The organism is Polaribacter sp. AHE13PA (assembly GCF_019278505.1).
GTDB lineage: Bacteria > Bacteroidota > Bacteroidia > Flavobacteriales > Flavobacteriaceae > Polaribacter.
Genome location: NZ_CP058985.1, coordinates 2,967,264 through 2,981,247 on the forward strand (window position 1 = coordinate 2,967,264; position 13,984 = coordinate 2,981,247).

Here is a 13,984-nt window from a genome sequence, read left to right on the forward strand (position 1 = left end):
GAATTTTGAAAAATTTTTTGAAAAAAATATTTTTATTTCTTGCTTTTGCTTTCATAGCAAACACCTCTTATGCGCAAACAGATAAGGATACAGATTCCATAACAGTAAAAAAAGACACTCTAGACTTAAGATATAACTTTAAAAAAGAGCAAACTGGTGGTTTATTTTTAGATTATCTGGCAGAGAAAGAAATTATTTTTGATAAAGATTTAAACAGGTATGTAATTTTCGAAAAAATAGGCGATTACTACACCAAAACCCCCATTTATCTTACACAAAGAGAATACGCAGATTATCGTTTAAAACGAGATATGACGCAATATTACAAAGACAAAGTAAGTGCTACGAACTCTAACAAAAAAGGATCTAAAGAAGCTCAAAAAGATCTACTACCAACATATTATGTAAAATCTGACTTATTTAAAACTATTTTTGGAGGGAGTGAAATTAAAGTAACACCTACTGGAAGCTTAAATTTAAAGCTCGGTTTTATTTATCAGAATACAGAAAACCCACAATTATCCGAAGAAAACAGAAGTAGTTTTACGTTTGATTTTGATCAACAAATTAATGCAAGTATTCGTGCACAAGTAGGTACACGTTTAGATTTCACAGCAAATTACGACACACAATCTACTTTCGATTTTCAGAATTTAGTGAAAATTGGGTACGAGCCAACAGAAGATGATATTTTACAAGGAATAGAAGCAGGTAATGTTTCTATGCCTATTAAAAACTCTTTAATAAACGGAGCTCAAAGTCTTTTTGGGGTAAAAACACAATTAAAATTTGGGAACACCAATATAACCGCTGTTTTCTCTCAACAAAACTCAGAAAGTACCACAACTGTTGCAGAAGGTGGTGCTTCTATACAAGAATTTCAATTAAAGGCTACGGATTATGATAATGATCGTCACTTTTTCTTATCACAATATTTTATAGACAACTACGCAAACTCTCTTAAAAACTATCCTTTAATTAACAGTCAGGTTAGTATTACAAGAGCAGAAGTTTGGATTACCAATACAAGCTCTAGTACAGAAGATTATAGAAGTATTGTAGCTCTAGCAGATATAGGAGAATCTAATACGGATGTTTTGGTAAATCAAACAGGAGAAGTACAGCCAACAAGTCCGCCAACAACTACAGGTGGAAATATCCCAACAAACGAATCGAATAATTTATCTAATTTACTAACTACAACTAGTGGTATTAGAAATATTTCTACCGTAAATAGTACTTTACAACCTTACAACATGAGTGAGGGCACAGACTATTCTGTATTAGAAAATGCAAGAAAATTGAACACTAGTGAGTTTACGTTAAACTCTCAATTAGGTTTTATTTCTTTAAATAGAAGGTTAAACGATGGTGAAGTTTTAGCGGTTGCTTATGAATATACAATTGCAGGTGGCGTTTCTGGAAGTACAAAAACTTCTTTTAAAGTAGGTGAATTTTCTAACGATGGTATTCAAGCTCCACAAACTCTAGCTGTAAAATTATTACGTAGTGAAATCTTAAAAACTAACAGAGAGAGAGTTGTTAATGGTGCTACTATTACAGAATCTTTTCCTACATGGCGTTTAATGATGAAGAACGTGTATGCATTAGGTACTTTTCCTTTATCTCAAGATGGTTTCTATTTCGAAATTCAATACAGAGATGACCAAACAGGTATTTCTTCTAATGTTTTACAAAATGCAAATACAGCAGGCATACCTAACCTACCATTAATACAGGTTTTTAAGTTAGACCAATTAGACCAAAGTCAATATAGAACTCCAGACGGATATTTTGATTATGTAGAAGGTATTACCGTAAATTCTCAAAACGGATTTATCTTTTTCCCAGAACCTGAACCTTTTGGTAATGATTTAGTTCAACAAAACACCAATGATGTTGGTTTAGATGAAACGGTAGATAACAATTATTTATTTAAAGAACTTTATTTAAACACCAAAATAAACGCACAAAACAACTATCAAAATAAAGACAAGTATTTCTTAAAAGGATATTTTAAATCAGAAAATTCTGGAGGAATACCAATTGGAGCATTTAACGTACCAAGAGGATCGGTTACAGTAACTGCAGGAGGTAGACAATTGGTAGAAGGTGTAGATTATGTGGTAGATTATCAATTGGGTCGTGTGCAAATTATAGACACTGGCTTGCAAGCTTCTGGAACTCCAATTAGTGTTTCTACAGAAAACAACGCGGTGTTTAATCAACAACGTAAAACCTTTATGGGGGTTGATGTTGAACATAAGTTTTCAGATAAATTTATTATTGGTGCCACCATTTTAAATGTAAATGAAAGACCTATTACTCCAAAAGTTAATTTTGGTTCAGACCCAATAAACAATACCATGTTTGGGGCAAATATAGATTACACTACAGAGGTTCCTTATTTTACAAAATTGGCAAATAAATTACCTTTTGTAGACACAGATGTACCTTCTAATTTATCGGTTAGGGCAGATATGGCATATTTGCTTCCAGGAACGCCAAGTGGTATTGATGTAGCAGGTACTGCAACTTCTTATATAGATGATTTTGAAGCTTCTCAAATACCAATTAGTATCTTATCACCATTAGATTGGCATGAGGCAAGTACTCCAAAATTTTTCACAGGTTTTAATGGAGATCAAGAAGATTTATCTTACAATTACCAAAGAGGAAAATTGGCATGGTATAATGTAGACCAAATTTTCTACGGAGCTGGAGATACACCATCAAATATTAATGCAGCAGAACTTTCTAGAGCAGAAACAAGACAGATTAATTATAGGGAATTATTCCCTAATGTGCAGTTAGATATTACACAGAACTCAGTAATAAGAACTTTAGATTTAGCTTATTTTCCATCTGAAAGAGGTTCTTATAATTTTGATACTGGTATTAATGTAAAAGCAGACGGAACTTTCTCTGACCCACAAAATAGATGGGCGGGAGTTATGAGAGCTTTAACAACCAACAATTTTGATCAAGCAAATGTTGAATATGTACAGTTTTGGGTAATGGATCCTTATGAAAATTATTCTATTACCGAGACAGAAGGTTTACCTATAGGCATGAATCCGGAAGATCCATCAAACCAAATTGGAGATTTATACATAAACTTAGGTAATGTTTCTGAAGACATCTTAAAAGATAGTCGTAAAATGTTTGAAAACGGTTTACCAGAAACTGGTGGAGAAATAAATACCGCAGAAACAACTTGGGGAAAAGTACCAACAAACTCATCTATAATTTATGCTTTTGATGAAAATGATGAATCTAGAGCAAACCAAGATCTTGGATATAATGGTTTAAATGATGCTGAAGAATTTGCGAAGTACAGTACAACTCTTCCTAACTTTAGTAAATTAAACCCTAATGATCCTGCATCAGATAATTTTCAATATTTTAGAGGTAGTGAGTTAGACGCAAATCGTGCTTCTATAATTACTAGGTACAAAGATTACAACAATACACAAGGAAATTCTCCAACCTTAAATCAATCTACAGAAAGCTACCCTACTTCATCTACAACCTACCCAGATGTAGAAGATATTAATAAAGATCAGACCATGAATACCGTAGAAAGTTATTACGAGTATAAAGTTTCTATGAATAGAAATGATTTGGTTGTTGGAAAGAATTTTATTGTTGATAAAAAAACAACAGATGTAACTTTAGAAAACGGAGCAAACCAAACAACAACTTGGTATCAATTTAGAGTACCTATTAGAAGCGGAACACCTGTAAATGGTATTTCAGACTTTAATAGTATTCGTTTTGTTAGAATGTTTTTAACTAGTTTTAAAATACCAGTAGTACTTCGTTTTGGAGAGTTAGATTTGGTACGTGGAGACTGGAGACGTTATACAAAAACATTAGACGAATCTATTTCTACACCAGAAGATTTAGATGAAAATGAATTAAAAGATTTTGAAGTTGGTGTTGTAAGTATAGAGCAAAATGAAGGAAGCTACATTCAGCCTCCAGGAATAGAAAGAGAGCAATTACAAGGTAGTACAAGCGTACAATTACAAAATGAACAATCTGTAACATTAAAAGTAAATAATTTACCTGCAAACGAAACCAGAGCCATTTATAAAAACATAAGCATTGATTTAAGACGATTTAAAAATTTAAAAATGTTTATGCACCTTCAAAAAAATGAAGGAGCACTTGCCATTAATGATGATGATTTTTCTGCAGTTATAAGATTAGGTACAGATTTAGATGATAACTTTTATCAAATAGAACTCCCTTTAAAAGTATCTCAAAATGGTACTTCTGCTTTAGATATTTGGCCAGAAGCAAATAATTTAGATGCTTTTCTAGAAACTTTTGGATTGGTAAAATTAGAAAGAGACAGAGCTGGTGTTGCCATTACAGACATCTATACATCTATTGAGCAAGATGCCGAAATACCTTATACAATTTCAGTAAAAGGAAACCCAACTTTAGCAGAATTAAAAACAATTGTTTTAGGAGTAAAAAACAAAACAACAACTCCAATTAGTGGTGAGGTTTGGTTTAATGAGTTGCGTTCTTCTGGTTTTGATAATGAAGGTGGATGGGCAGCTGTACTAAATGCAGATGCAAATTTTGCAGATGTAGCAAATGTATCTTTATCTGGTAGTATGTCTACCGTTGGTTTTGGTAATGTAGAAGACAGAGTAGGACAACGTAGTTTAGATGAAACAAAACAATATGATGTTGCTACTACTATAAATTTAGGTAAAGTATTAACTCCTAAAAAATGGGGAATTCAATTGCCAATGAGTTATAGTATTGGTGAACTTTATATAGATCCAAAATACGACCCTCAGTTTCAAGACGTAGAATTAGCAGATGCTTTAGGTGAAAATGAAAATAGTGAGTTTTCTAGAGATTATACCAAAAGAACAAGCATTAGCTTTACAAACGTTAAGAAGAATAGAAACCCTAATTCTACAAAAAAACCTAAGTTTTATGATGTAGAAAACGTAGCTGTTTCTTATGCTCATAACAAAGAATATCAACGAAATTACAACATTAAAAAACGTATTAACGAAAGTGTAAGAGCTTCTGCATCTTATAATTTTAGTTTCGATTCTAAACCATTTGAACCATTTAAAAATAATGATTCTATTTTTAGAAATAAATATTGGCAGCTTATAAAAGACTTTAATTTTAACCCAATCCCTAAAACTTTTGCAATTAATTCTAGTATCAACAGAAATTATAACGAACAACAATCTAGAAATTTAGTTTCAGGTTTATCGGCTCAACCAGAATTAAAACAACGTAGATTTTTATTCGATTGGGATTATACCATCGGTTTCGATTTAACAAAATCGTTACAAGTAAACTTTAATGCAACCAACAGTTATATTTACGATACTTTTGGTAGCAATGATGAAATACAGGTTTTTGATGACTTTTTTAATACCGGAAGAGCAAATCATTACCATCAAGCATTAAACGGAACGTATAATTTACCTATCGATAAAATTCCTTTTTTAAAGTTTATAAAAGCAGACTATGCATATACTGCAGATTTTGACTGGCAAGCAGCTCCTCAAAATACGATAGACGTTAATGGTGTTGATGTCCCTTCTGTAAACTTAATAGGAAACACGATACAAAATGCAAATACACACAATTTAAATACCACTATTAATTTTGATGCTTTTTACAAAGGGCTTGGTTTCGAAAAATTATTATTGACTAAAAATCAACGTAAAAGTGCAAAAGGAGATCAAGGTACTGGTTTACCAAGAACTCCTGGTAGAGTTAAGCAAAACAAAAAATTATCTATCGGTAAAAAGATCTTAAAAGGTACTTACGATGTTCTAACTTCGGTAAAACAAGGGAAGATAAGTTATTCAGAAAACAATGGTCAATTATTACCAGGGTATACAGAAGATGTTGGTTTTTTAGGAGGTGCTCCTACTTCTTTTGCTTTTGGTAGCCAAGTAGATATTAGAAATAAAGCTTTAGAACAAGGTTGGTTTGTGTCTCGAAACAATGGAGAAGAATATTATAGTAAAACTTACAGCAAAACACATTACAATAAATTAGATTACACATTTACATTAAAGCCAATTAAGGATTTAAATATAGATGTTAGAGGTAATAAAATACAAACAAGAGATCTCTCTCAGCAACTAGACCTTGTATCTGGCAGCAATGAATTTGAAAATACCCCTTTCTTTGAAACAGGAAACTTTAGTACCAGTTACTCTATGATTTCTACTGCATTTACAGACGGAGATGTTTTATTTCAGAATTTAAGAGATTATAGAAGTATAATTTCAAACAGATTAGCTACAGAAAATTTAGTACCTGCAAGTGGTTTTGGAACCAATAGTCAGCAAGTTTTATTACCTGCATTTGTAGCTGCTTATTCTGGTAAAAGTCCAGATAAAGTAAATACCGGTCTTTTTAGAGATATTCCTATCCCTAATTGGACATTGCGTTACAATGGTTTAATGAAGTTTAATTTCTTCAAGAAAAACTTTAGTAATTTTGTAGTTTCACATGGTTATAGATCTTCTTACACTGTATCTAGTTTTACCAATAACTTACAGTATGATGCCAATAACCCGTACGCAAACATAAATGCTGCCAACAATTATGAATCAGAATTATTAGTATCTGCAGTTACTTTAGTAGATGAATTTTCTCCACTAATTAAACTAGATATGAAAATGAGAAACTCATTTTCTTTAAGAGGAGAAATAAAAAGTGACAGAACGCTTACTATGAATTTTAACAACAGCACCTTAACAGATATTTCTGGAACAGAATTTATATTTGGAATGGGATATGTTTTTGAAGACGTAAAATTCAATACACGTTTTACAGGAAAGAAACAAACACTAAAAGGAGATGTCAATTTAAGAGCAGATGTGTCTTTAAGAGATAATATTACACAAATTAGATCTGTAGATGAAGATAATGATCAAATTAGTGGTGGACAAAAACTTTTTTCTATTAAATTTACCGCAGATTATAGATTAAGTAATAGTTTAACCGCATCATTCTATTACAACCATCAAACATCTAGATATGCAATCTCTACCACTTTTCCTAGACAAGCGATTAATGGAGGATTTAATATTATTTATAACTTAGGAGGAAATTAAACATAACAACAAAAACTATTTAAAAAAATGAATTTACCATTAGAATTAAAGTATACTAAAGACCACGAGTGGATTAAGGTTGAAGGAGACGTAGCAACTGTAGGAATTACAGAATTTGCACAAGGAGAATTAGGAGACATCGTTTATGTAGATGTAGATACTTTAGACGATACTGTAGAAGAAGGAGACGTTTTTGGCTCTGTAGAAGCTGTTAAAACAGTTTCAGACTTATTTATGCCTTTATCAGGAGAAGTAATAGAATTTAATGAAGAATTAGAAGAGGAGCCAGAATTGGTAAACTCAGACCCTTATGGAAAAGGTTGGATGATTAAAATTAAAATATCAGATAGTTCACAAATAAATGATTTATTGGATGCTGCAGCGTATCAAGAGCTTATTGAAGGATAACCTTTTTATCATTGCGATATTCATAACAATTACAATTGCTTATTTGAGTTTAAGGAGAATGCCTAAGATAGAAACTGGTATCAATAACGTTGATAAAATATATCATCTTATTGCCTACTTTACACTTTCTGTAACTTGGTTATTCTCTTTTTATAGAAAACCAACTCTAAAATATGTGATTGTTATTTGTTGTATTTTTTTTGGCATAATTATTGAAGTTTTACAACAGACATTAACTACATATAGAACAGGAGATTATAAAGATGCAATAGCAAATACAGTAGGTATTCTCTTAGGTTTTATTATTTTTAATCAAATTTTGAAAAAAATTACAGTTAATTCATACTAAGACTTGTATATAAACCAATAATTTAATTAAATTAGCGAACTATTAAAAACTCTTTACAATGGAAATTAAAAAAAACCCGAAATCAAATTTAGAAAATTACAGTAAAATTTTTATGCAAATAGGTTTGGTTTTAGCACTATTTGTAACTTACGCAGCTATAGAAAACAAAACTTATGATAAAGTTATTGGAGACTTAGGTACAGTGAGCATGAATGCTGATATGGAAGAAGAAACAGTTATTACTGAAAAAATAGAACCTATTAAACCAAAAACTCCACCACCTCCAGCACCAGAAAAAATAGAAATTGTAGAGGATGAAGAAGAAGTTGAAGAAACTGTAATCGAATCTACTGAAACAGATGAAACCGAAGCTGTAGAGGTTGAAGAAATTGTAGAAATTCAAGAAGTTGAAGAAGTTGTAGAAGATGTAAGTTTTATGATTATTGAAGATGTACCTGTATTTCCTGGATGTAAAGGAAGTAAAAACGAGTTAAAAGCTTGTTTTAGTAAAATGGTACAAAAGCACTTCTCTAGAAAGTTTGATGCAAATTTACCAAACGAATTAGGATTATCTTCTGGTAGAAAAAGAGTATTTATCGGTTTCAAAATTGATAAAAACGGTAATATTGTTGATGTTAATGCAAGAGCTCCACACCCAAAAATTAAAAGTGAAGTTATTAGCGTAATGAAACAATTACCTAAAATGAAACCAGGTAGACAAAGAGGTAAGCCAGTAGGAGTAAAATATAGTATTCCTTTTACTTTAATTGTAGAGTAATTTATAATACATTATATAAAAAAACGTTTAGAGTTAAAACTCTAGACGTTTTTTTTATGCTTTAAACTTTTTAAATGTCTTATAATATTTTTTAATATTCATAAATTATAGCAAATTAAATATGAAAACTTACTTAATATTAATATTTTCAACTCTACTTTTATCTAGTTGTAAACAAGAAATTAAAAAAAAAGAAAACTTCTCACCTTTAATAGACTACCAATATCTGATTAAAACAAATAACGATTTTAAATTACCTACTGAAACTTATAAAATACGTTACAAATCAGATGGTCTTGAAATAACTGGTTTTCTAACAAAACCAAAAGATTTACAGAAATATCCTACCATAATTTATAACAGAGGAGGTAATAGAGATTTTGGTACTTTTACGACTAAAAGTTTAATATATCAACAATACTTATCATCAAATGGTTTTATAGTACTGTCTTCTCAATTAAGAGGAAATATGCACAGTGAAGGAAAAGATGAATTTGGAGGAAAAGATTTAAATGATATCCTTAAACTTATTGAAATCAATAAATCCCTCAAATATTCTAATCAAAATATTGGAGTATTCGGAATATCTAGAGGAGGTCTAAATGCATACCAAATTTCGAGATTAACCGATGAAATTAAAGCCATTGCAGTTGTTGGTGCCCCAACAGATCTAAGACTTGATTTTGATACTCGTCCAGAAATGTATGAAAAAGTATTAAAAGAATTAATTGGTGACACTATCAATTTTAAAAAGGAGTATGACTATAGGTCTCCAATAAAATGGGTAAATGAGATCAATGAACCAACGCTTATTTTACATGGATCTGATGATTGGAAAGTAAAGCCTATAAATGCAGAACTGATGATTAAAGAAATGAAAAGACTGAATAAGGAGTTTGACTTTCAAATTGTTGAAAATGGCGACCATGGATTAAATACTCACCGTAATATTAGGAATAAAAAAGTAATAAACTGGTTCAGAAAGTACTTAAAATAACCTGATGTAAAGATACTTAGCATAACAATCTCATTAAAGAAACTGGAATAAAAAATAATAGTAGATACTCCATTCTTATATTTAAAACTAACAAAGTATATTAAAACAGTTCTAATTTAGAACCGAAAACGTTTTAATAAATAACCAAGTGTAGTTAGTCCATAAAAAAACTCCAAAAAATTACTTTTTTGGAGTTTCAATAGCCCGTTAATTGGCTAAACAAAAATAAAAATTATTTATTAGCAGCTAATTTAGCTTCATGTTTCCATAAATTTACGCTAACAATTGCATTGTTACTATAATTAATTTCCTTTAAAGATTCATCATTCCAAACAAACCACTTTCCTACTTTTTTGCCATCATTGTATTTGGCTATTTGAGTTTTGTTTCCGTTTTTATCAAAACGAGTCCATTGACCTGTTAATTTTTTATCTTTAAAGTACCCTTCAGTACTAATAGAACCATCTTCGTAATAATAAGTAGCTTTCACTAAATCTCCCTCTATGGTATAAGTTGTTTCTCTATCTTGTGCGTATCCTATTGTTGCTACACAAAGAACTATAAGTGTTAGTATATTTTTCATGACGATAATTTTTTATTGTTACATTACATGTTCAAATATACATGAAAAATTACAATTAAGCAACCTTTTGGTAACATTAATTTAACATTGGGGTTTTAAGAATAAAAACATCACCTTTACTATATATAAATTTAAAACAAAGATGATGGCAGTTATGAAGGTTATCTAAGTATTAGCTATTTCTTAAAAAAGTTGGGAAGAAGCCTTTAAATCAGTAAAAAATATAAGATCTATTTTTTTAAAATCGCAAAGTGCTGTTGTAAATAATGATGAGATTACTGAATTTATAGTAAACTTAAAAATCACATTCAAAGTAAATTAAAAGATAAAACACCCTACTCTAAATTTTTTCTCATCAAATTAAATCGATTTACTTAATACAACAGAATGAATACAATACAAACAATACCAGCAGCACTAGGCATTATTTCACTTTTAATATTATAGTTAAACTTTTTCTTGTTCAATAAGAAACCTCTATTTTTGCATTTAATTTATAAACAGAAGATAAAAAATGAAAAAATATTTAGAGTATTTAGAAAAATTAATTATTGAATATACGCCTAAAGTATTAGTAGCACTAGCTATTTTAATTATTGGTTTATTAGTTATAAAACTAATTGTTAAAGGTGCTAAAAAGGCAATGAATAAGGGTGGTATTGACACTACTCTTCAAACTTTTTTAAGTAATTTACTTGGTTGGGTACTAAAAATATTATTAATAATAGTTGTTATTTCTAAACTAGGAGTAGAAACAACCTCTTTTGCAGCAATTATAGCAGCGGCAGGTTTAGCTGTTGGTTTAGCACTACAGGGATCTCTTGCTAATTTTGCTGGAGGTGTTTTAATTATGATTTTTAAACCTTTTAAACTAGGTGATTTTATTGAAGCACAAGGTGAAAGCGGAACTGTAAAGCAGATTGAGATCTTTACAACGAAACTAAACACTACAGATAATAAAGAAATTATAATTCCTAATGGAACGTTATCTAATGGTAATATTGTTAACTATAGTACAGAAGCTACTCGTCGTGTAGATTTTACATTTGGTGTAGGGTATGATTCTGATATTAAGAAAACAAAAGATCTTCTTTATGGCATTCTAAACAACCATCCATTAATTTTAAAAACTCCTGCTGCTGCAGTTAATTTATCTGAATTAGGAGACAGTTCTATCAATTTCTTTACTAGAGGTTGGGTAAAAAAAGAAGACTACTGGACAGTTAAGTTTGAAGTTATGGAACAGGTAAAAGAAGCTCTAGATGAAGCCGGAATCGATATTCCTTATCCACACAGAGTAAACATCAACAAAAACGAATAATATTTTAAAAGGTTGGTTTCTTTTTCTTTTCAGGAATAACCACAAAATCTTTTAAGTAAAATGGTTCAAAATAAGCGACATCTTCGATGTCGTTTTTTTTGTACTTATCATAAGATAATTTTGCCATTTCTTTAGCAGAAGGGAACATATCATCAATAAAAACTGCATTTTTATGGGTAATTATTTCTTTACATTTATGCGCTCCATCACCTAAAAAGTAAACGGTATTTATTTCTAAATAATCAGAAAAAGAATTTTCATCAATTATCTCTGCTTTAATATCTCTAATTTGTTCATATTTTTCATTAAAAACAGCAGCATAAACCTCCATTCTTCTAGCATCTAACATCGGTATAATAATGCCTTTCTCTAAAGAAGTAGCATGTGCTAAAGATTCTAATGTTTTAATAGAAATTAAAGGCTTATCAAAAGCAAAACAAAGCCCTTTTGCGGCAGAAACTCCAATTCTAAGGCCAGTATAAGACCCCGGTCCTTTACTAACGGCTACAGCGTCTATTTCAGTAGAAGTAATATTTACTTCATTTAATACATCTAAAATAAAAGGGTGTAATACTTCTGCATGAGAATAATTACCATTATTCAATTCTTTTATTGCTATAACTTTTCCGTCTTTTGCAAGACTTACAGAGCAGTTCTTGGTTGCGGTTTCTATGTTAAGGATAATTGCCAATTGTTCTATTTTTATGCAAATATAAGTTATAGAAAAAAGAAAACCTCGCAAATGTGCGAGGCTTCATAAGGAATCTTTATTTTATTTATTCTAGAATCAATTCTCCAGAATAGAATTGTAATACTTTCGTTTTAAAAACATAATCATATTTAGAACGTATCATGGTAGCTTCTGCATTTACCAAACGGGTTCTTACTTGATCAAAATCAAACAAAGTAATGGTTCCGTAATTATAACGTTCTTGTGCATTTTTAAAAGCTTCTTTTTGTGCTTCTAAAGAAATGTTTGAAGCTTCGTAGGTTTTTAATGCAGACTTAACATCTAAAAAAGATTGTTCTATCGTTTGCTTTAAATTTAATTTTTCACTTTCTAATTGAGTTTCAGAAATCTCTTTATTAATCATCGATTTAGCGACACTATTTTTTGTCTGAAATCTGTTAAAAATAGGAATACTAAGAGAAACACCTAATCCGTGTTGTAACCTATCTTCAAACTGGGTGAAAAAAGAAGAGTTCGTTTGATTTGGTAACAAGTTATTAAACTGATGATAATAAGAATTACCAGAACTAACAGAATACGATAAAGTAGGTAAAAAAGCTCCTTTAGAAATATCAATATTTAAATCTGCATTTTCTATTGCCAATTTAGCTCTTTCTATTTCTGGCATTTCCTCTAATGATTTTTCATATACGTCATCAGAATTTTTAAATAATAAAGTTGATGTAGGGGTACCAACATCTATAGAAGTAATATCGAAATTTTGAACCGGTACTTGTAATAGTTGCGCTAAATTTAACAAAGCTAAGTCTAACGCATTTTCTTGAGCAATAACATTCTGTAAGTCCGTAGCAGCTGTAGATTGCGCGTTTAAAAGATCTCCTTTAGCAATAACTCCAGAATTAAATCTACTCTCTGCAGCTTCAATTTGTTTTTTACTAATCTCATACTGCACTTTACCAGAACTTAAATTTTCTTTAGCAAATAATATATTTAAATAACCATTTACAACAAATAAAGAAATATCATTTTCTATCTTCTTTAAATCTAACAAACTAGACTTTACACCTAACTGAGCTTGTTTATAAGTGTTCGTATTTCTAAAACCATTAAAAATAATTCCACCACCAGATAAACTTAAACTAGATGAAAAATTATTTGTGTTTTTTAATACTCCATTTTCATCTGAAGATAAACCTGCATTAAATCTTCCTCCAGTAGAAAGGTTTAAGTTTGGTAAAAAATTTCCCTTAGCAATAGCAACATCTTTTTTAGCTAGCTCTAAGCTTAATTTATTTTGTTGGATAGAAATATTTTTCTCTAAAGCTTGATCTACACATTCTTTAAGTGTCCATTGTTTCTGAGAAAAGGTAGTAATAGTGGTTAAAAAAGCTACAAATAGGATCAATTTAGTTTTCAAAACGTATTATTTTTTAGTTGATATAATATAAATTGTAATTACAAAAGAATAACTTTTCTTTTGAAGTTAAAAATAAGACGACTAAAAGTAAAATTTGTTACAAAAAAAAACACTTATAATCCTATTTCTCATTTATCCTTTTATATCTATAAATTACAAAAAGCAAAAGACCTACTAAAAGATAGGGAAATACCATTAAATAGGTTATTCCATTATTAATACCTTCTGCCATAGAACTATCTCCATTTTCTACAACAGCTTTACACATTGCACATTGAGAAAATGAAATTTTCGATGTAAAAAAAATCATCAAAAACAA

Annotated in this window: 10 protein-coding genes and 1 pseudogene; 7 read left to right on the forward strand and 4 right to left on the reverse strand. The window is 30.1% G+C overall.

The genetic code is table 11. The features are described from left to right. Positions 1-17: 17 nt before the first annotated feature. From sprA to H0I28_RS12730, 5 genes are all read left to right on the forward strand, one after another. Complete coding sequence (sprA, locus tag H0I28_RS12710; RefSeq protein ID WP_254712774.1) at positions 18-7,121, forward strand: cell surface protein SprA; 7,104 nt, start codon at positions 18-20, stop codon at positions 7,119-7,121. Positions 7,122-7,148: 27 nt separating this feature from the next. Beyond that, positions 7,149-7,529: a glycine cleavage system protein GcvH gene (gcvH, locus tag H0I28_RS12715; protein WP_218759337.1), complete on the forward strand. Its 381-nt coding sequence runs from the start codon at positions 7,149-7,151 to the stop codon at positions 7,527-7,529. Positions 7,530-7,587: 58 nt separating this feature from the next. Further along, positions 7,588-7,878 carry a VanZ family protein gene (locus tag H0I28_RS12720; RefSeq protein ID WP_254712703.1) on the forward strand — a complete coding sequence of 97 codons (291 nt, stop codon included), beginning with the start codon at positions 7,588-7,590 and terminating at the stop codon, positions 7,876-7,878. A gap of 58 nt (positions 7,879-7,936) precedes the next feature. Further along, positions 7,937-8,656, forward strand: a complete 720-nt coding sequence (locus H0I28_RS12725) for an energy transducer TonB (protein WP_218731846.1) — start codon at positions 7,937-7,939, stop codon at positions 8,654-8,656. 121 nt (positions 8,657-8,777) lie between these two features. After that, positions 8,778-9,653 carry a S9 family peptidase gene (locus tag H0I28_RS12730; RefSeq protein WP_218759338.1) on the forward strand — a complete coding sequence of 292 codons (876 nt, stop codon included), beginning with the start codon at positions 8,778-8,780 and terminating at the stop codon, positions 9,651-9,653. Positions 9,654-9,885: 232 nt separating this feature from the next. On the opposite strand, the gene H0I28_RS12735 is transcribed toward H0I28_RS12730, so the two are convergent. Beyond that, complete coding sequence (locus tag H0I28_RS12735) at positions 9,886-10,236, reverse strand: toxin-antitoxin system YwqK family antitoxin (RefSeq protein WP_218759339.1); 351 nt, start codon at positions 10,234-10,236, stop codon at positions 9,886-9,888. Between the two features lie 208 nt (positions 10,237-10,444). On the opposite strand from H0I28_RS12735, the pseudogene H0I28_RS12740 reads away from it, so the two are divergent. Continuing rightward, positions 10,445-10,558: pseudogene (locus tag H0I28_RS12740) on the forward strand (dodecin domain-containing protein); the annotation flags it as partial. A 192-nt stretch (positions 10,559-10,750) separates the two neighbouring features. Continuing rightward, positions 10,751-11,557: a mechanosensitive ion channel family protein gene (locus H0I28_RS12745; protein WP_218731849.1), complete on the forward strand. Its 807-nt coding sequence runs from the start codon at positions 10,751-10,753 to the stop codon at positions 11,555-11,557. 4 nt (positions 11,558-11,561) lie between these two features. Here H0I28_RS12745 and tsaB read toward each other — a convergent pair whose 3' ends face one another. From tsaB to H0I28_RS12760, 3 genes are all read right to left on the reverse strand, one after another. After that, a complete protein-coding gene (gene tsaB, locus H0I28_RS12750) occupies positions 11,562-12,248 on the reverse strand; it encodes a tRNA (adenosine(37)-N6)-threonylcarbamoyltransferase complex dimerization subunit type 1 TsaB (RefSeq protein WP_218759340.1) in 687 nt (228 codons plus the stop codon). Positions 12,249-12,333: 85 nt separating this feature from the next. Next, a complete protein-coding gene (locus H0I28_RS12755; protein WP_218759341.1) occupies positions 12,334-13,665 on the reverse strand; it encodes a TolC family protein in 1,332 nt (443 codons plus the stop codon). Positions 13,666-13,786: 121 nt separating this feature from the next. Further along, positions 13,787-13,975: a hypothetical protein gene (locus tag H0I28_RS12760; protein WP_254712775.1), complete on the reverse strand. Its 189-nt coding sequence runs from the start codon at positions 13,973-13,975 to the stop codon at positions 13,787-13,789. Between the last annotated feature and the right edge of the window lie 9 nt (positions 13,976-13,984).

Coding starts and splice junctions, on each gene's coding strand:
- H0I28_RS12720 (WP_254712703.1), top strand. CDS start 7,588: ATGCCTAAGATAGAAACTGGTATCAATAACGTTGATAAAATATATCAT.
- H0I28_RS12760 (WP_254712775.1), bottom strand. CDS start 13,975: ATGATTTTTTTTACATCGAAAATTTCATTTTCTCAATGTGCAATGTGT.
- H0I28_RS12735 (WP_218759339.1), bottom strand. CDS start 10,236: ATGAAAAATATACTAACACTTATAGTTCTTTGTGTAGCAACAATAGGA.
- H0I28_RS12730 (WP_218759338.1), top strand. CDS start 8,778: ATGAAAACTTACTTAATATTAATATTTTCAACTCTACTTTTATCTAGT.
- H0I28_RS12745 (WP_218731849.1), top strand. CDS start 10,751: ATGAAAAAATATTTAGAGTATTTAGAAAAATTAATTATTGAATATACG.
- gcvH (WP_218759337.1), top strand. CDS start 7,149: ATGAATTTACCATTAGAATTAAAGTATACTAAAGACCACGAGTGGATT.
- H0I28_RS12725 (WP_218731846.1), top strand. CDS start 7,937: ATGGAAATTAAAAAAAACCCGAAATCAAATTTAGAAAATTACAGTAAA.